At 62.6% G+C, this 16,934-nt stretch carries 18 protein-coding genes; 7 read left to right on the forward strand and 11 right to left on the reverse strand.

Going from position 1 to position 16,934, the window contains the following annotated elements; genetic code table 11:
- Nucleotides 1-28: 28 nt before the first annotated feature.
- Both envZ and ompR read right to left on the reverse strand, forming a co-directional pair.
- Nucleotides 29-1,339, reverse strand: coding sequence for a two-component system sensor histidine kinase EnvZ (gene envZ / locus OKB87_RS18275; RefSeq protein ID WP_017410611.1), 1,311 nt, complete (start codon nt 1,337-1,339; stop codon nt 29-31).
- Nucleotides 1,336-2,055 (reverse strand): osmolarity response regulator transcription factor OmpR, encoded by a 720-nt coding sequence (gene ompR, locus OKB87_RS18280; RefSeq protein ID WP_005307934.1) that lies wholly within the window; start codon nt 2,053-2,055, stop codon nt 1,336-1,338. The genes envZ and ompR overlap by 4 nt, the downstream gene beginning before the upstream one ends.
- A gap of 236 nt (nt 2,056-2,291) precedes the next feature.
- Here ompR and greB point away from each other — a divergent pair, with 236 nt between their 5' ends.
- Both greB and OKB87_RS18290 read left to right on the forward strand, forming a co-directional pair.
- Nucleotides 2,292-2,765: a transcription elongation factor GreB gene (gene greB / locus OKB87_RS18285; protein ID WP_011704309.1), complete on the forward strand. Its 474-nt coding sequence runs from the start codon at nt 2,292-2,294 to the stop codon at nt 2,763-2,765.
- Between the two features lie 269 nt (nt 2,766-3,034).
- On the forward strand, nt 3,035-5,341 hold the full coding sequence (locus tag OKB87_RS18290; RefSeq protein ID WP_270828212.1) for a Tex family protein: 2,307 nt from the start codon (nt 3,035-3,037) through the stop codon (nt 5,339-5,341).
- 55 nt (nt 5,342-5,396) lie between these two features.
- On the opposite strand, the gene OKB87_RS18295 is transcribed toward OKB87_RS18290, so the two are convergent.
- The 4 genes from OKB87_RS18295 to bioH form a co-directional block, all read right to left on the reverse strand.
- Nucleotides 5,397-5,675, reverse strand: coding sequence for a hypothetical protein (locus tag OKB87_RS18295; protein ID WP_011704307.1), 279 nt, complete (start codon nt 5,673-5,675; stop codon nt 5,397-5,399).
- Between the two features lie 94 nt (nt 5,676-5,769).
- Nucleotides 5,770-6,567: a putative metalloprotease CJM1_0395 family protein gene (locus OKB87_RS18300; protein ID WP_270828213.1), complete on the reverse strand. Its 798-nt coding sequence runs from the start codon at nt 6,565-6,567 to the stop codon at nt 5,770-5,772.
- 1 nt (nt 6,568) lies between these two features.
- A complete protein-coding gene (locus tag OKB87_RS18305; protein ID WP_042065963.1) occupies nt 6,569-6,802 on the reverse strand; it encodes a flagellar hook protein FlgE in 234 nt (77 codons plus the stop codon).
- Between the two features lie 71 nt (nt 6,803-6,873).
- Entirely contained in the window at nt 6,874-7,638 is a 765-nt protein-coding gene (gene bioH / locus OKB87_RS18310) for a pimeloyl-ACP methyl ester esterase BioH (RefSeq protein WP_270828214.1), read from the reverse strand.
- A 36-nt stretch (nt 7,639-7,674) separates the two neighbouring features.
- On the opposite strand from bioH, the gene OKB87_RS18315 reads away from it, so the two are divergent.
- Together OKB87_RS18315 and nfuA are read left to right on the forward strand one after the other, a co-directional pair.
- Complete coding sequence (locus OKB87_RS18315) at nt 7,675-8,403, forward strand: ComF family protein (RefSeq protein WP_270828215.1); 729 nt, start codon at nt 7,675-7,677, stop codon at nt 8,401-8,403.
- Between the two features lie 80 nt (nt 8,404-8,483).
- A complete protein-coding gene (gene nfuA, locus OKB87_RS18320; protein ID WP_011704302.1) occupies nt 8,484-9,062 on the forward strand; it encodes a Fe-S biogenesis protein NfuA in 579 nt (192 codons plus the stop codon).
- Between the two features lie 83 nt (nt 9,063-9,145).
- Here nfuA and gpsA read toward each other — a convergent pair whose 3' ends face one another.
- From gpsA to OKB87_RS18335, 3 genes are read right to left on the reverse strand one after another with little or no spacing between them, the layout of a single operon-like run.
- Nucleotides 9,146-10,150: an NAD(P)H-dependent glycerol-3-phosphate dehydrogenase gene (gene gpsA / locus OKB87_RS18325; RefSeq protein ID WP_011704301.1), complete on the reverse strand. Its 1,005-nt coding sequence runs from the start codon at nt 10,148-10,150 to the stop codon at nt 9,146-9,148.
- A 2-nt stretch (nt 10,151-10,152) separates the two neighbouring features.
- Nucleotides 10,153-10,623, reverse strand: a complete 471-nt coding sequence (gene secB / locus OKB87_RS18330; RefSeq protein ID WP_011704300.1) for a protein-export chaperone SecB — start codon at nt 10,621-10,623, stop codon at nt 10,153-10,155.
- 47 nt (nt 10,624-10,670) lie between these two features.
- Entirely contained in the window at nt 10,671-11,102 is a 432-nt protein-coding gene (locus OKB87_RS18335) for a rhodanese-like domain-containing protein (RefSeq protein WP_024944683.1), read from the reverse strand.
- Between the two features lie 325 nt (nt 11,103-11,427).
- Here OKB87_RS18335 and gpmM point away from each other — a divergent pair, with 325 nt between their 5' ends.
- Nucleotides 11,428-12,957, forward strand: a complete 1,530-nt coding sequence (gpmM, locus tag OKB87_RS18340) for a 2,3-bisphosphoglycerate-independent phosphoglycerate mutase (RefSeq protein ID WP_029305011.1) — start codon at nt 11,428-11,430, stop codon at nt 12,955-12,957.
- Between the two features lie 9 nt (nt 12,958-12,966).
- The gene (gene envC / locus OKB87_RS18345) at nt 12,967-14,316 is read left to right on the forward strand and encodes a murein hydrolase activator EnvC (protein ID WP_041217282.1); all 1,350 of its coding nucleotides are present in this window, start codon (nt 12,967-12,969) and stop codon (nt 14,314-14,316) included.
- Nucleotides 14,317-14,437: 121 nt separating this feature from the next.
- Here envC and OKB87_RS18350 read toward each other — a convergent pair whose 3' ends face one another.
- A complete protein-coding gene (locus tag OKB87_RS18350) occupies nt 14,438-15,088 on the reverse strand; it encodes a Qnr family pentapeptide repeat protein (RefSeq protein WP_024944680.1) in 651 nt (216 codons plus the stop codon).
- 90 nt (nt 15,089-15,178) lie between these two features.
- Between OKB87_RS18350 and OKB87_RS18355 the strand changes: the two genes are divergently transcribed.
- Complete coding sequence (locus tag OKB87_RS18355; protein WP_103828659.1) at nt 15,179-16,186, forward strand: substrate-binding domain-containing protein; 1,008 nt, start codon at nt 15,179-15,181, stop codon at nt 16,184-16,186.
- 97 nt (nt 16,187-16,283) lie between these two features.
- Here the strand turns inward: OKB87_RS18355 and OKB87_RS18360 are convergent, their stop codons facing one another.
- Nucleotides 16,284-16,925, reverse strand: a complete 642-nt coding sequence (locus OKB87_RS18360; protein ID WP_099358883.1) for a bifunctional 4-hydroxy-2-oxoglutarate aldolase/2-dehydro-3-deoxy-phosphogluconate aldolase — start codon at nt 16,923-16,925, stop codon at nt 16,284-16,286.
- Nucleotides 16,926-16,934: the final 9 nt, after the last annotated feature.

A 16,934-nucleotide genomic window follows, 5' to 3' on the forward strand; every position in this document is an offset into this window, starting at 1 on the left:
AGGGCGTATCCACGGATACGCCCTTCGTTCAATCAATCCACTCCAGCGGCTGGTTCTTGGGCAGCCGGATCTCCACCAGCAAGCCCCCCAGCTCGGAGCGCCCCAGCCTGATGGTGCCGTGATGCTGGGACACGATCTTGGCGACGATGGCCAACCCCAGGCCACTGCCGCTGCCGGTGCGGGCCTCGTTGCCCTGGGTGAAGGGCTTGAGCACCCGGTAGTAATCCTGCTCCGGAATGCCGGGGCCGTCATCCGACAGCCGCAGCCGCACCCAGTGACCATCATCCTTGAGCTCGGCCTGCAGCCGGCTCGCACCGTAGCGCAGCGAATTGCCCGACAGGTTGTTGAGGATACGGCGGATGCTGATGGGGTTGCAGGCCACCCGTACTGCCTCGGCCGGCAACTCGAGCTCCACCTCCAGACCCTGATCGGTTTGCACCAGCAAGCTGTCGTGGATCAGCTGGGTCAGGTCGATCTGCTGGGTATCCAGCCCCTCGTCCGGCCGAATGTAGTCAATGAACTGATCGATGATGCCATTGGACTCGTCAATGTCCGCGTTGATGCTCTCCTTGAGGTACTCATCGCCGGAGGACATCATCTCGGTCGCCAGCCGGATACGGGTCAGCGGGGTACGCAGATCGTGGGAGACGCCCGCCATCATCAGGTTGCGCTCCTCGATCAGGCCCTTGATGGAGCTCGACATGTGATTGAAGGTGCGAGTCAGTCGACGCACCTCCCGCGAGCCCTGCTCCCCCAACGCATCGGGGAAATTGCCGCGCGCCACCGCCACGGCCCCCGCCTCCAGATCCTCCAGCGGCCGCACCAACTGGCGGGCAAAGCGCCAGGCCGCGAACAGGGTCACCACCAGCAGCACGCTCATGTAGAGGATCAGCGGCTCGATGTCGTCGTCCTCGATCTCGGTCAGCGGGATGCGCACCCACACCTTGTTGGCCTGGGGCGGCTGGATCCAGATGATATAGTGATCCTGGATCTCGACCCTGACCTTGGTCTTGCCCCCCAGCTCGCGGCTGATGCTCTCTTCCAGATAGGTGTAGGGCTTGGACTCGTTGAGCCCGTGCTGCTCCGCCTCGGTCTGGGTATAGATGTCGCTGCCGGTCGCCACATAGACCAGCGCCTCGGCGTCTTCACTCAACGCCAGCTGGTTGCTCTCGACCGGGAAGATGAGCTTGACCTGGTTGGCCAGCAGGTGACTGATCTGCTTGACGGTCGGCGCCAGCAGATAGTTGTAGAAGGTGGCATAAGAGACAAACTGATAGACCACCAGCACGGCGGCCAAAAACCAGAGCATACGGGAGAACATGCTGCTCACTTTCTTCATTCGCCGTCACCGTCCGGCACGAACACATAGCCCAGACCCCAGACGGTCTGCAGATAGCGGGGCTGCGCCGGATCCTGCTCCAGCAGGCGACGCAGACGGGAGACCTGCACGTCGATGCTGCGCTCGGTGGCGGTGTATTCACGACCGCGGGCCAGGTTCATCAGCTTGTCACGGGAGAGAGGCTCGCGCGGATGACTCACCAGCACCTTGAGCACGGCGAATTCACCGCTGGTCAGCGCAACCGGATCACCATCGCGGCTCAGCTCGCGGGTCGCCAGGTTGAGCTGATAGCTGCCAAAGCTCACCACCTTCTCGGCGGTAGAGGGGGCACCCGGCAACTCGACGGTGTGCCGGCGCAGCACGGCGCGGATCCGGGCCAGCAGCTCACGGGGATTGAACGGTTTGGGCAGGTAATCATCGGCACCCATCTCGAGCCCGACGATGCGATCTACCTCATCCCCCTTGGCGGTCAGCATCAGCACCGGGATCTGGTTGCCAGCCTCGCGCAGGCGGCGGCAGATGGAGAGGCCGTCTTCCCCCGGCAGCATCAGATCAAGCACCATCAGGCTGAAGTTCTCACGGGTCAGCAGGCGGTCGGCCTGTTCACCATTGGCGACGCCCCGAACCACGAACCCCTGTTCGGTCAGGTAGCGCTCCAGCAGGGAACGTAATTTCAAATCATCGTCGACGACCAGAACCTTGTATTGCTGACTCATTGCTTGCCTCTCCTCTATATATGCTGCCAATACTAGAGCTCGGGCTCGTAACGGCCAAGCCTAAATATGTTACCGGTTATTGCCCATTCAGCCGATTTTGCGCCCCTTCACCCCGCGTCTTACCACTCAGGCATCCCCTCAGACGCCCCAGTTTTTGCTCGACAGCAAGGCGACAACGGATAAGATCTGCCGTGCCATAAGAGGCTCATCAGCCCCACTGACACAGGTAACGACCGATGAAGACCAAGCTGATCACCCGTGAAGGCTACAACAAGCTCAAACAGGAGCTCGATTTCCTCTGGCGCGAGGAGCGCCCCGAGACCACCCGCAAAGTGGCCTGGGCGGCCAGCCTCGGTGATCGCAGCGAGAATGCCGACTACCAATACAACAAGAAACGGCTGCGGGAGATCGACCGGCGGGTCCGTTACCTGCGCAAGTGCCTCGAGGAGCTGGGGATCGTCGACTACTCCCCCGCCCAGGAGGGCAAGGTCTTTTTCGGTGCCTGGGTCGAGGTGGAAAACGAAGAGGGAGAGACCAAGCGCTTTCGCATCGTCGGCTATGACGAGATCTTCGAGCGCAAGGATTACATCTCCATCGACTCCCCCATGGCCCGCGCCCTGCTCAAGAAAGAGGTGGGCGACGAGGCCATAGTGCGTACGCCAGTCGGTGACGCCTGCTGGTACATCAATGAGATCAGTTATCCCAAATAAGCCAGCGCCGGCTCAGGCTGCCAAATCGGCTGACGAGGCCAGGAGAGACGGAGCATGCCCACCCACCGGGTATGACAAGCATCGTTTTTGCCGGGGTGGCATCCCGCTGCCCGACCCCATATAGTGCTCACACCCGGCGCCTTGCGGCGCCAACCGGCCCGCGCGGCAGTGGCCTGGCAGGTATCTAAAGTATCGCCAGGACAGACCCCCTGTTCGGCGACATAGCCCCACGTTGGCCAGTTAGACAGGACCCGACCAAGAGACCCTCGATGCAAAGCCACGTAATAGAACATCAGATCGCCGGTGAGCTGAATGCCCGCCCGGAACAGGTGCAGGCAGCCGTTCGCCTGCTGGACGAAGGCGCGACCGTTCCCTTCATCGCCCGTTACCGCAAAGAGGTGACCGGCGGTCTGGACGACAGCCAGTTGCGTACCCTGGAGAGCCGCCTCGGCTACCTGCGCGAACTGGCGGATCGCCGCCAGGTGATCCTGCGCTCCATTGAAGAGCAGGGCAAACTGACCCCCGAGCTGGCCCGCGAGCTGAACGATGCCGACAGCAAGACCCGGCTGGAAGACCTCTACCTCCCCTACAAGCCCAAGCGCCGCACCAAGGGGCAGATTGCCATCGAGGCGGGATTGGAGCCACTGGCCGACCTGCTGCTGAGCGACCCGCTGAAAGATCCCGAGCAGGAGGCGGTTCGCTTCCTCAATGTCGAGCAGGGGATCACCGACGGCAAGGCCGCCCTCGACGGTGCCCGTTACATCCTGATGGAGCGCTTCGCCGAGCAGGCCGATCTCCTTGAGAAGTTGCGGGACTACCTGTGGCACAACGCCACCCTGCGTGCCCGCGTGGTGGCCGGCAAGGAGCAGGAAGGGGCCAAATTCAAGGACTACTTCGAACACGACGAACCCCTGCACAAGGCCCCCTCCCACCGGGTGCTGGCCATGTTGCGCGGCCGCAACGAGGGGATCCTCAACCTGGCGCTGGTCACCGGCGAGGATGAGGGTACCAGCCCCTGCGAAGGGATCATTGCCCATCACCTCAGACTCAACCTGCAACACCGCCCGGCCGACAAGTGGCTGCAGGGGGTGGTGAGCTGGACCTGGAAGATCAAGCTCTCCCTGCAGATGGAGACCGAGCTGATCGGCCATATCCGCGAGTCAGCGGAGGAGGAGGCGATCAAGGTGTTCGCCATGAACCTCAAGGATCTGCTGATGGCGGCACCGGCCGGCATGCGCTGCACCATGGGGCTGGATCCCGGTATCCGCACCGGGGTCAAGGTGGCGGTGGTGGATGCCACCGGCAAGCTGGTCGATCACGCGACCATCTATCCGTTCGAACCCAAGCGTCAGGTGGATCAGAGCCTCAAGACCCTGAACGAGCTGTGCCAGAAGCACAAGGTCGAGCTCATCAGCATCGGCAACGGCACCGCATCCCGGGAAACCGACCGCCTGGTGAACGATCTGTTCGAGCGCTACCCGGCCGCCAAGGCGCAGAAAATCGTGGTCAGTGAAGCGGGGGCATCGGTCTACTCCGCCTCCGAGCTCGCCTCCCAGGAATTCCCGGATCTCGACGTCTCCATTCGCGGCGCCGTCTCCATCGCTCGCCGGCTGCAGGATCCGCTGGCAGAGCTGGTCAAGATCGATCCCAAGAGCATAGGTGTGGGCCAGTACCAGCACGACGTCGGCCAGAGCCAGCTGGCCCGCCGCCTCGACGCGGTGGTCGAGGATTGCGTGAACGCGGTCGGGGTGGATGTGAATACCGCCTCGGTCGCCCTGCTCAACCGGGTTTCCGGCCTCTCCCAGACCCTAGCCCAGAACATCGTCGCCTACCGCGACGAGAACGGCGCCTTCCTGCACCGCCAGCAGTTGCTGAAAGTGAGTCGGCTCGGGCCCAAGGCATTCGAGCAGTGCGCCGGCTTCCTGCGCATTCGCGGCGGCAGCAACCCGCTGGACGGCTCGGCGGTGCACCCGGAATCCTACCCTGTGGTGGAGCGGATCCTCGCCAAGCTGGAGCAGACCGTGGACAGCCTGCTCGGCAACAGCAGCCTGCTGCGCACCCTCAAGCCCACCGACTACACCGATGAGCAGTTCGGGGTGCCTACCGTCACCGACATCATTGGCGAGCTGGACAAGCCCGGCCGCGACCCGCGCCCCGAGTTCAAGACCGCCACCTTCAAGGAAGGGGTGGAGAAAATCAGCGATCTGGTACCCGAGATGGTGCTGGAGGGGGTGGTCACCAACGTCACCAACTTCGGCGCCTTCGTCGACATCGGCGTCCATCAGGACGGCCTGGTGCACATCAGCTCCCTCACCGATCGCTTCGTCAAGGATCCCCGCGAGGTAGTCAAGGCCGGCGACATCGTCCGGGTCAAGGTGCTGGAAGTCGACGTACCGCGCAAACGCATCAGTCTGACCATGCGTCTGGATGAAAAAGCCGGCCAGCCAGCCCGCAAACCGGCCGAGCCGCGCCACACCGGCAATGCCAAACCGAGGCAGGCACCGCGTCAGAGTCCCCCGGCCGATGGCGCCATGGGCAACGCCTTCGCGGCCGCCCTGTCGAAGCTGAAGAAATAAGTCCCCAGAATGCAAAAAGCCCCGCGAGGGGCTTTTTTGTCGCTGTTGCTCGGCCTCATTGGGCCAGCGCAGCCAGAATGGCGTCAGCCTCCCGATGGGCTGCCAGCACTTCCCGCAGCCGGTTGAATGCCTTGCAGGCCTCTTGTGGATACTTGCCATAGGAAACCACGCCGGTATGGCTCCAGCCTGCTGCCAGCATCACCTTCTTCTTGAAATGGGTGCCTTCGGTACCGCCCCCGCCGAGCTGCATCAAGAACTGCTCCATCTGGAGGTGCGGCGGTGGTACACGGGAGAAGGTGGCAAAATCTTCCGGTTTGACTTCATCAAAGTGCATGACGACTCCTGTGAGCGTGGATGGGATTACCCCTCAGATTAGTTGCAAATGCCTACTCGCGAGGAAAAAACCGGGCGGAAATACGCTGGGAACCTCAGACACTCAGGCTCAGGTTCTGCTGGGCAGCAGGCTTGACTGCCTGCTGATAGCGCTGGGCGATGACCTGGTTGCGCTGCTCCATGTAGCCATTCAGTACGCCCGTCTTGGCGCTGCCGTCGGCAGCCAGAGCGGTATCAGGGTTGGATGAGAGCAGTGCCTTGCGGGCCTGTGCCTCCTTGGCCGCAGCACTTCTGGCTACGCTCAGATCCTGAGCAGAGGGCTCGGCAGGCGCCAGTGCGGCGGCCCGCACCTGTTGCATCTTGGCGATGGTGGCTCTGGGATCGCCGGGGATAGTCCCGATGTCGATGGAGACGCCACCGCCGGTCGCGTAACGCTTGCCATCCGGCCCCATGGCAAACTCATAGGTAGGGCTCCCCGCATACTGACCACCGGTGCTCTGGTGTGCCTGCTCGTGAGTGCGCACCTCCTGATCCCTGTCGGCCAGCTCCTTGACCTGCAACTCCTGCTTCTGCTGTTGCTCCTGCTGCTTGGGATCCTGCTGCTTGTTGCGCTGACCGTCCTCACCGGCGGCCTCGACGAAGCGATTGTCGACCGCCGCCTGCGGGTTGCCGGTCTGGGCACCGTCTCGCGCCTGCTGGGAAGTCTGATTGGGATTGGCCTGGCTGGCTCTGGACTTCTCTTTCTGGGAGCCGACTTCGGACTCGGCGTTGAAAGCCTCGCTCTGACGGCTCTGGGGGATGAGTGCCGCGCGACGATTGTCAGTGCGTGCCGATTCCGTCTGCGGTTGCAGCTGGTTGGGAATGATGGTCGGCAGGCTGACATTGATGTTCATGTCACACCCGGATGTCGATCAGGGTTCCCATCATGTCGCTGGCGGTCTGGATCACTTTGGCAGAGGCGCCGGCCTGTACCTCGGCACTCTTGAGATTGACCAGCTCGTCGGGCAGCTGAACCTTGTCACCGCTCGGGGTGTTGAGCCGGGCGATCTGGCTGGACGCCTTGTCGGCGATCTGCTCCGCACGCTGAAAGCCTTGCACACCGCTGTTCAATGCTGAATCTATACGCATGACAACTCTCCTCTGACACTGGATTAATTATCCGTCACGCCAGAGGATTAATGAAGCAAATTGGCTATTTTTCAACCTACAAAATGTTCAATGATTTCAATGAACTGTTGTGGATGGGAAATAAAGGGTGCATGTGAGGCCTTTTCCAGCACCACACTGCGGCTGCTTGGGTAACGCTCGTCCAGCAGAGGGATGGACGCCTTGGGCACCAGCGAATCCAGCCGACCGTAGACTCGCAGCCAAGGCAGGCTCAATGGTGTCAACTCATCGCGCAGATCGACCTCAGCCAGCAAACCGAGTCCGGCCTCCAGCGCGGCCAGCTGAGGAGCGGGCCGCTCCGCCAGCCAGTGGCGCAACTGGCGGATGTCATCCCTGGCATGTTCGCTACCCATCGCCTGGATCGCCAGGAAGCGCTCTATGGTCTGCTTGAAGTCCCCCGCCAGCATCTGGTTGAAACCGGCCAGCACCTTGGAGGCGATCCCCGGCCATTCGTCACGGGCCATGAAACAGGGGGAGCTGGCCACCGTGATGAGAGAGTGCAGTCGCTCGGGATGGCTCAAGGCCAACTGGCTTGCCACCAGACCACCGAGGGACCACCCCAGCAAATGGCACTGCTCCGGCAGGATGGCTGCCACCTCTTCGGCCAGCCAGGGCAGACTGTACTTCACCTCGCCTGCCAGCGGACTGTTGCCAAAGCCGGGCAGATCCACCAGATGGACGCGATAGCGAGACGCCAGGGCCGGCACAATGCCATGCCAGACCGCGCCATTCATTCCCCATCCGTGCAACAGCACCAGATCGGGCCCCTGACCAAACCGCTCAACCGACACGCTCATCTAGACTCAGATCCTGTTCACTCTGTTGGGGTCAGCATGTTAAAGCGGTTGCTCGCCAAAGCAAGCCCGATCCTCGGCCGCCACGCCGACTGGCAGGGCAACTGCCTGCTCTGTCAGCAGCCTTGCGATGTTGACCCCTTGCTGTGCAGCTGGTGCCGACAGGCCCTGCAGCAGGCTGAGCATACCTGCCGCTTGTGTGCCGCTCCCTTGCCGGCATTGCATGAAGAGCGCCTGCCGATCTGCGGTCGTTGCCAGCGCAGGCCGCCGCTATGGGAGCGGCTGCAGGTCATCGGTGACTACCGGCCACCCTACCCCATGCTGATCCCCCGGCTGAAGTATTCCGGCCAGATCCTGCTGGCCCCGCTGCTAGCCCGACTGCTGGCAGACCATCTGGATCTCAGCGATCCGCCAGAGGCCATCATTCCAGTGCCGCTGCACTGGTGGCGCCGGTGGTGGCGCGGCTTCAATCAGGCGGAAGAGATAGCCCTCGCTCTCAGCGAGCTGACCGGCATTCCTTGCAACAACAGCCTGCTGCGCCGGGTCAGGGCAACCTCGCAGCAGACCAAGCTCAGTGCCGGCCAGCGGCGGCGCAATCTGCGCGGCGCCTTCCAGATCAGGCCCCACGCCTACCAGCACGTGGCGCTGCTCGATGATGTGGTCACCACGGGCGCGACCGCCGGCCATCTCACCCGTTTGCTCCATGAGAGCGGAGTCACAAAGGTGGAAGTGTGGGCCGTCTGTCGCACCCTCAAGCATCTCAAGTAACCATCGGCATGCTACCCAAGCCTTGCCAAGAGAGTTATCATGAATACCCTAGTCGTACACTCAGGTTTATGAGGATAGTGATGATCAGCATTTCCGACACCGCCCAGGCCCATTTCCGTAAACTGCTGGAAAAACAGCCTGATGGCACCAATATCCGGGTGTTTGTGGTCAATCCGGGAACCCAGAATGCCGAGTGCGGCGTATCATATTGCCCACCCGACGCGGTCGATCCGGAAGATCAACACCTGCCCTTCAGCGGCTTCGACTGCCTGGTCGATCCCCTGAGCGCCCCCTTCCTGGTGGATGCCACCATCGATTTCGTCACCGATCAGATGGGCTCCCAGCTCACCCTGAAAGCCCCGAACGCCAAGATGCGCAAAGTGGCCGACGATGCTCCGCTGATCGACCGTATCGAGTACGTGTTGATGTCCGAGGTGAACCCCATGCTGGCCGGTCACGGCGGCAAGGTCACCCTGGTCGAGCTGACCGAGGACAAGCTGGCCATCCTGCAATTTGGCGGTGGTTGCAACGGTTGCTCCATGGTCGACTACACCCTGAAAGAGGGGATCGAGAAGCAGCTGCTGGAGAAATTCCCGGGCGAGCTCAACGGCGTCAAGGATGCCACCGAGCACCAGCGCGGCGATCACTCCTACTACTGATTTGCTGCCCTTGTCGCAAAGACATGCGGCAAAGAAAAGGCCCCACCAGCTGGCGGGGCCTTTTGCATTCTGCAGCGGGCGGATCACTCGTCCTTCTTGTCTCGCGACAGCAGGGCGATGGCCGCCTCTTTCGGATTCTTGCCTTCGTACAACACCTTGAAGATCTGCTCGCAGATGGGCATCTCGACGCCACAGCGGGCCGCCAGCAGATGCACTTCCTTGGTGTTGCGATAGCCTTCCACCACCTGACCGATCTCGGCCATGGCAGTGTTCACATCCTTGCCGGCCCCGAGGGCCAGCCCGAAGCGACGGTTGCGCGACTGGTTGTCGGTGCAGGTCAGCACCAGATCCCCGAGCCCCGCCATCCCCATGAAGGTCTTGGCGTCGGCCCCGAGCGCGGCGCCCAGGCGCTGCATCTCTACCAAGCCCCGGGTGATGAGCGCGGTCCTGGCGTTGGCGCCAAAACCCAGCCCGTCGGAAAGACCGGCACCGATGGCGATGACGTTCTTGACCGCCCCGCCCAGTTGCAGACCGATGAAGTCCGGATTGGTATAGACCCGGAACGAACGGCCGCAGTGCAGCAGCAGGGAGAGATCGTCGGCGAAGTCGTCGTGGGTCGACGCCACCGAGATGGCGGTAGGCAGACCGGCGGCCAGCTCCTTGGCGAAGGTGGGGCCGGAGATGACCGCCAGCGGCATCTCGTCACCCAGCACCTCGCGCGCCACGTCTTGCAGCAGGCGGCCGCTGTCCGGCTCCAGCCCCTTGGTGGCCCAGGCGATACGGGTATCCGGGCGCAGGAAGGGTTTGACCTGGGCCAGTACCTGGCCGAACACATGGCTCGGCACCACCAGCAGCAGCACGGGGGCAGCTTGTACCGCCTGTTGCAGATCGGCGGTCAGCTGCAGATCGGCAGGAAAAGGGACATCCGGCAGAAAAGCCTTGTTGCAGCGGTCTTGTTCCAGCTCGGCGACATGAGCAGGGTCGTGACCCCACAGCAGGGTCGGATGACCGTTGCGCGCCAGAGAAATGGCAAGGGCGGAGCCATAAGACCCCGCCCCCAAGACCGAGATAGCGATCTGGTCGGCCATTATCAGGCTTCCGCAGTCGCCTGCTGGGCCTGTGCCTGCGCCATGTGCTGGGCAAACAGGGCATCGAAGTTCACCGGTGCCAGGTTCAGCTGCGGGAAGGAACCCTTGCTCACCAGGTTGGACACCGCTTCGCGGGCATACGGGAACAGGATGTTCGGGCAGAAGGCAGCCAGGCAGTGAGCCAGTTGCGGCTCCGGCAGGTTGCCGATGGTGAAGATACCGGCTTGCTGAACTTCACACAGGAAGGCAGTTTCGGTTTCCAGCTTGCAGGTCACGGTCAGGGTCAGCACCACTTCATAGACGCTGTCGGCCAGGATGTTGGTCTTGGTGTCCATGTCCAGCTTGACGTCCGGCTGCCACTCTTTCTGGAAGATGTGCGGGGTATTCGGCGCTTCGAAGGAGACGTCCTTGGTGTAGACGCGCTGGATGTGGAATTCCGGTTGTACTTCCTGGTTGTTGATCTCTTCAGCCATTTTGTTTGATTCCTTTTTATGAAAATAGGTGGGCGCAGGCCCTTAAATCAGCGTTTTTTGGTCACCGGCAGATTCTCTGCACGCCACTGGGCCATGCCACCGTTGAGCACATACACCTGCTTGAAGCCGGCTTTGCTCAATTGGCGACCCGCGCCACCAGCGGTCATCCCCGACTCGCACACCACTATGATGGGGGCATCTTTATGCTTTTCAACCGGGCCCAGATTATTGCTCTGGATCTGGCTGAGCGGCAGGTGCTGGGCACCGGCCAGATGGCCCTTGGCAAACTCTTCCTGACTGCGAATGTCCACCACGGTGGCGTTTTCACGGTTGATCAGCAGGGTTGCGGTGTGGTTGTTCACCGACTTCACCGGAGAAAAACGAGCACGCACCGTGGTGTAAACCAGGGTGCCTGCCAGGCCGAACCAGGCTGCGGTCAGCAGCGGGTTGCGGGCCGCAAAATCCAAATACTCTTGCATCTTCTACTATCCAGGGACCAAGACAAGTGCCCGAGTATACATGGGGACCCAGCCAAGATCAGCCATCTTGGCGGCAAAGCGGGAGCGGGCTCCCACCAGACGGGGACGGTGGAAAGCGGCGGCATAAAAAGTGGCATTCGGCCCGCTAGGGGGAGGATTCGTCGAGTGGTGCGACAAGCCGGCGACAAAGAAGAAACAGCTCGGCAACAGCGTGCGGCCCCCGCCGGACGGGGCTTGGCTATCAGGTGACTATTTCGGCAGATGTAGTAATATTACGCTAGTTTCACTTCCCGCAATTCATTCCTATCCGAGAGGACATAGCCTTATGTCAACAGCTAAGAAACCTTTGGTTCTGGTCATCATGGACGGTTGGGGCTACAGCACCAAGCAAGAGCACAACGCCGTCGCTGCCGCCAAGACTCCCAACCTCGACCGTCTCGCCCGTGACTACACCAGCACCCTGATCTCCGGCTCCGGCCTGGACGTGGGTCTGCCTGATGGTCAGATGGGGAACTCTGAAGTGGGCCACGTCAACATCGGCGCCGGTCGCATCGTCTATCAGGAACTGACCCGCATCTCCAAAGACATCCAGGACGGCGACTTCTTCCAGAACGTCGAGCTGGCCAAGGCGGTCGATGCTGCCGTGACCAAGGGCAAGGCCGTGCACATCATGGGCCTGATGTCCCCGGGTGGCGTGCACAGCCACGAAGAGCACATCATGGGCATGATCGAAATGGCCGCCAAGCGTGGCGCCGAGCAGATCTACTTCCACGCCTTCCTGGATGGTCGTGACGTGCCGCCGCGCTCCGCCCAGTCCTCCATCGAGCAGTTCGATGCCCTGTTCGCCCGCCTGGGCAAGGGTCGCTTCGCCTCTATGATCGGCCGTTACTACGCGATGGACCGCGACAACCGCTGGGATCGCGTACAGCAAGCCTATGACCTGATGACCCAGGGCAAGGGCGAGTTCACCGCCGACAGCGCCAGCGAAGCCCTGGCCGCCGCCTATGCTCGCGACGAGAACGACGAATTCGTCAAAGCCACCCGCATCGGTGCCGCTGCCCCCATGCAGGATGGCGATGCGCTGATCTTCATGAACTTCCGTGCCGACCGTGCCCGCGAGATCACCCGCGCCTTCGTCGACAGCGACTTCACCGGCTTCGCCCGCACCGCCACCCCGGCGCTGAACTTCGTGATGCTGACCGAGTACGCGGCCGACATCAAAACCGCCTGTGCCTACCCGCCGACCGCGCTGGTCAACACCCTGGGTGAATGGCTGGCCAAGCAGGGCAAGACCCAGCTGCGCATCTCCGAAACCGAGAAGTACGCCCACGTCACCTTCTTCTTCAACGGCGGCGAAGAGGCCTGCTTCACTGGCGAAGATCGTGAAATCGTCGCCAGCCCGAAAGTGGCCACCTACGACCTGCAGCCGGAGATGAGCTCCGAAGAGCTGACCGACAAGCTGGTCGGCGCCATCAAGAGCGGCAAGTACGACGTCATCATCTGCAACTACCCGAACGGTGACATGGTCGGCCACACCGGCGTGTTCGACGCCGCCGTCAAAGCGTGTGAAGCCGTTGACCACTGCATCGGTCGCGTCACCGATGCACTGGCCGAAGTGGGTGGCGAGTGCCTGATCACTGCCGACCACGGCAACGCCGAGAAGATGCTGGACGAAGAGACCGGTCAGGCGCACACCGCCCACACCAACCTGCCGGTTCCGCTCATCTATTTCGGTCGCAAGGCCGAGGTGGCTGAAGGCGGCAAATTGTCCGATCTGGCCCCCACCATGCTGACCCTGATGGGTCTGCCGGTACCGCCGGAAATGACTGGCAAGCCCCTGATGATTCTGAAATAATCCTTCCCCATGCGGGGATGCGAAGTTATTTCAACCAAAACCAGTCGCGTCGGCCTGTTGGCCGGCGCGCTGTTTTTTTGTCTGTCGTTCGGGCCGGCTACGGCCTGGGCTGCCAACCAGCAGCTCGGTGCCATGCAGTCCCAGATCAAGGAACAGCAGCAGACCATCAAGCTCAGCAAGCAGGAGCTTGCCAAGCTCAACACCCAGCTCAAGGCTGATGAGCAGGCCATCTCGGCCGCCGCCGCCAAGCTCGAGCAGACCAAGCAGCAGCTCAGAGAGAACCAGCAGAAACTGGTAGGGCTGCAACAGGACAAGCTGGATCTGGAACAGCAAGCCAGCCATCAGAAGCAGTTGCTGGCCAAGCAGGCCGAGAGCGCCTTCACCGCCGGCAACCACGATTACCTCAAACTGCTGCTCAATCAGCAGGATCCGGCCAAACTGAGCCGCTCCCTCGACTACTACGACTACCTCAACAAGGCTCGCATCGAAGCCATCGAGGCGCTGCGGGCCACCCGCACCAAACTGGCCAAAAACCAGCAGGCTACCAAAGAGACCGAAAGCCGGCTGCAAAGCCTGCTGAGCGAACAGCAGCAACATCACCAGAGCCTGCTGGCCAGCCAGCAGAGCCGCGCCAAGGTGCGCAACCAGCTGCAGCAATCGGTTCAGGATGACGAACAGAAGCTGAGCAAGCTGGTCAAGGCGGAAAAAACCTTGAAGGCCCGGCTGGAAGAGCTGCGCCGCCAGCGGGAAGAACAGGAACGGCGCGAACGGGCCGAGCGGGAACGCCTCGCCAAGCTGAAGGCAGAGCAGGAGCGGCAGCGCAAGCTGGCAGAGCAGCGCCGTGCCGAGCAACAGCGGCTCGCTGCCCAACAGAACAAGGCAGCCCAGCAACAGCAGCCGACCGAGGAAGTGGCCAGCAGCAAACCCGAGCGGGGTTCGGGGATCAGCAGCGCCGGCTATTACAGCGGGCTCAAGACCAACGGCAGCCTGCGCTGGCCGGTGCAGGGCCCTATCCTCATCGCCTACGGCTCGCCACGCACCGCCGAATTGAAGTGGAAAGGCACCCTGATCGGCGCCAGTGAAGGTACCCAGGTCAAGGCGGTGGCACCGGGCCAGGTGGTCTACGCCGACTGGCTCGACGGCTTCGGCATGCTGCTGGTGATCGATCACGGCCGCGGCTACATGAGCCTCTACGGTCACAACCAGTCGCTGCTGCGCCAGGTGGGCCAGAACGTGGAACAGGGTGAACCGGTGGCGCTGGTCGGCGACAGCGGTGGCCAGGACAGACCCGGCCTCTACTTCGAGATCCGCTATCAGGGCGAGGCGATCAACCCCACCAAGTGGCTGGCCAAGCGCTGATCACCGCCACCCGACCGCCAACCTGCCATCCAGAAAAGCCTGCATCATGCAGGCTTTTTTGAGCGCCGCCGGCAGCGGGCAAGACGGCAGATGACGAAAACTTACCTCTTTTCCTGCCGGCTCAGGGGAAGACGATCAGCCCGATCTGCTCCAGCAAGGCCTGCTGCTGATCTTCGTTGATCTGCACCCCGTCCAGATTGACCCGCCGCAGATCCAGCCCCGGCAGATCGCACTGGCGCAGGTCACAACCCTGCAGGTTGACGCTGGCCCAGTCTATTTGGCCAAACTCGGATCCGCTGAGATCGGAGCCTGCCAGCGAGGCACCGAACAGGTTGGCCCCCTGCCAGCGATTGCCGCTCAATTCACATTGCTCCAGCAGGCACCCTTCGAAATTGGCGTAACTGAAGTTGTTGCCGGTCAGATGCGCCTCGCAGAAGTAGCTCTTGACGGTGATCTGGTTGGCAAAGCTGGCGCGGGAAAAGTTGATCCCCAGCGCCTGACAGTCGCGCAGCTCCAGCCCCAGACATTGGCTTTGGCTGCAGTCGGCCATGGTGAGATCGCAACGCAGAAAACTCGCCTCGCGCAGGTCGCAGCCCTGCAGCAAACAGCTCAGCTCGCGCTCCCGGTCATAGAAGCTGCAGTCGACGAAGCGGCATTCGGCCAGATCGAGCCAGGAGAAGTTGCAGCCGATGAAACGGCAACCCTGGAACTGCTCCCCCTCCAGGTCTTGCTGCTCGAAGCGCACGCCCTCGAAGCACTTGTCCTTGATCATCCCGCGACTCCCCCTGTTGATGGCGTCATATGCTGACTTTGTTAAACAAAAACGGTAATGTTACCTGTAACATTTCTGCCGGATCCCGAGATGAACGACACCCGCAAGCGCCGCCCCACCCTGCAGGACATAGCCGACCTGACCGGGGTCACCAAGATGACCGTCAGCCGCTACCTGCGCGACCCACAGGCCGTGGCCGAGGGCACCCGCGAGCGGATCGCCGCCGCGGTGGAGGAGCTCGGCTACATCCCCAACCGGGCGCCGGACATTCTCTCCAACGCCACCAGCAAGGCGATCGGCATCCTGATCCCCTCCCTCTCCAACCAGGTCTTCTCCGCCGTGGTGCACGGCATCGAATCGGTGACCCGGCCCGCCGGCTACCAGACCCTGCTGGCCCACTACGGCTACAGCCCGGAGCGGGAAGAGGAGCAGGTCGCCTCCCTGCTCTCCTATCACGTGGATGGGCTGATCCTCTCCGACAGCCAGCACACCGAGCGCACCCGCAAGATGATTGCCACCGCCGGCATCCCGGTGGTGGAGACCATGGATCTGCCGCAGAGCCCCATCGACATGGTGGTCGGCATGGATCACCGGGCAGCCGCCCGGGCCATGGTAACAGAGATGCTGCGCCGGGGCCGACGCAAGCTGGTCTATCTCGGCGCGCGGCTCGACGTGCGCACCCAGCTGCGGATGGAAGGCTACTACCAGGCGATGCAGGATTTCGGCCTGAACGGCCAGCACCTGCTGACCGAGCAATCCTCCAGCTTCACCCTCGGCGGCCAGCTGCTGGAGCAGGCGCTGGTGCGTTATCCCGATCTGGACGGCCTGTTCTGCACCAACGATGACCTGGCGGTGGGCGCCCTGCTGCAGTGTCAGGCCAAGTGGATACCCGTGCCCCAGCAGATCGCCATCGCCGGCAGCAACGCCCTCGACATCGGCCACGCCATGACCCCCAAGCTGGCCAGTATCGTCACGCCGCGCAAGGAGATCGGCCGTGCGGCCGCCACCATGCTGCTGGCCCGCCTCAACGGCCAGCCGCTGGCCGACACCCGGCTCGACATGGGCTTCTCCCTGTACGAAGGAGACAGCCTGGGCTGAGGCCCAGATCCCCACCATGCAGCTAAAACAGAGCAGGCCACTCTAGGGTGGCCTGCTTGCTTGGCAAACGGAAGGTCCGGCTCACGCCGGCGTCAAATCAGGATGCGACCAGGGCGACGGCTTCGCGGGAGAGTCGGGTTACCTCTTCCCAGTTACCGTTCTTGACGGCCTCGGCCGGCAGCATCCAGGAGCCGCCGACGGTGGCCACACATTTCAGCGCCAGGTAGTCGGCCACGTTTTTCGGGCCGATGCCGCCGGTGGGGCAGAACTTCACCTGGGGCAGTGGCGCGGCAATGGCGGAGAGCGCCTTGGTGCCGCCGTTCGCTTCGGCCGGGAAGAACTTCAGATGGTCATAGCCCGCTTCCAGCGCCTGCATCACCTCGGACGGGGTGGCCACGCCCGGGATCAGCGGCGCCGTGCTGTTGGCCGCGTGGGCCAGCAGGGCCGGGGTCATCCCCGGGGAGATGACGAAGCGGGCACCGGCGGCCACGGCAGCGTCAAACTGCGCGCAGTTGAGCACGGTACCGGCACCGACCATGGCGTCCGGCATCGCCTTGGCGATGAGGGCGATGGCCTCCAGCGCCACCGGGGTGCGCAGGGTGATCTCGAACACCGAGATGCCGCCGTCCAGCAGCGCCTTGGCCATCGGCAGGGCCTGATCCAGCTCATTGATGACCATCACGGGTACCAGCGGGGAGGCGGCAAACACCTCGGCCGGGGTCACTTTCCAGTTCTGCATAGCTCTTCC

Origin of the sequence: Aeromonas sp. Y318-1 (genome assembly GCF_027706125.1) — a bacterium.
Classification (GTDB): domain Bacteria; phylum Pseudomonadota; class Gammaproteobacteria; order Enterobacterales; family Aeromonadaceae; genus Aeromonas; species Aeromonas hydrophila.

Coding starts and splice junctions, on each gene's coding strand:
- envZ (WP_017410611.1), bottom strand. CDS start 1,339: ATGAAGAAAGTGAGCAGCATGTTCTCCCGTATGCTCTGGTTTTTGGCC.
- ompR (WP_005307934.1), bottom strand. CDS start 2,055: ATGAGTCAGCAATACAAGGTTCTGGTCGTCGACGATGATTTGAAATTA.
- greB (WP_011704309.1), top strand. CDS start 2,292: ATGAAGACCAAGCTGATCACCCGTGAAGGCTACAACAAGCTCAAACAG.
- OKB87_RS18290 (WP_270828212.1), top strand. CDS start 3,035: ATGCAAAGCCACGTAATAGAACATCAGATCGCCGGTGAGCTGAATGCC.
- OKB87_RS18295 (WP_011704307.1), bottom strand. CDS start 5,675: ATGCACTTTGATGAAGTCAAACCGGAAGATTTTGCCACCTTCTCCCGT.
- OKB87_RS18300 (WP_270828213.1), bottom strand. CDS start 6,567: ATGAACATCAATGTCAGCCTGCCGACCATCATTCCCAACCAGCTGCAA.
- OKB87_RS18305 (WP_042065963.1), bottom strand. CDS start 6,802: ATGCGTATAGATTCAGCATTGAACAGCGGTGTGCAAGGCTTTCAGCGT.
- bioH (WP_270828214.1), bottom strand. CDS start 7,638: ATGAGCGTGTCGGTTGAGCGGTTTGGTCAGGGGCCCGATCTGGTGCTG.
- OKB87_RS18315 (WP_270828215.1), top strand. CDS start 7,675: ATGTTAAAGCGGTTGCTCGCCAAAGCAAGCCCGATCCTCGGCCGCCAC.
- nfuA (WP_011704302.1), top strand. CDS start 8,484: ATGATCAGCATTTCCGACACCGCCCAGGCCCATTTCCGTAAACTGCTG.
- gpsA (WP_011704301.1), bottom strand. CDS start 10,150: ATGGCCGACCAGATCGCTATCTCGGTCTTGGGGGCGGGGTCTTATGGC.
- secB (WP_011704300.1), bottom strand. CDS start 10,623: ATGGCTGAAGAGATCAACAACCAGGAAGTACAACCGGAATTCCACATC.
- OKB87_RS18335 (WP_024944683.1), bottom strand. CDS start 11,102: ATGCAAGAGTATTTGGATTTTGCGGCCCGCAACCCGCTGCTGACCGCA.
- gpmM (WP_029305011.1), top strand. CDS start 11,428: ATGTCAACAGCTAAGAAACCTTTGGTTCTGGTCATCATGGACGGTTGG.
- envC (WP_041217282.1), top strand. CDS start 12,967: ATGCGGGGATGCGAAGTTATTTCAACCAAAACCAGTCGCGTCGGCCTG.
- OKB87_RS18350 (WP_024944680.1), bottom strand. CDS start 15,088: ATGATCAAGGACAAGTGCTTCGAGGGCGTGCGCTTCGAGCAGCAAGAC.
- OKB87_RS18355 (WP_103828659.1), top strand. CDS start 15,179: ATGAACGACACCCGCAAGCGCCGCCCCACCCTGCAGGACATAGCCGAC.
- OKB87_RS18360 (WP_099358883.1), bottom strand. CDS start 16,925: ATGCAGAACTGGAAAGTGACCCCGGCCGAGGTGTTTGCCGCCTCCCCG.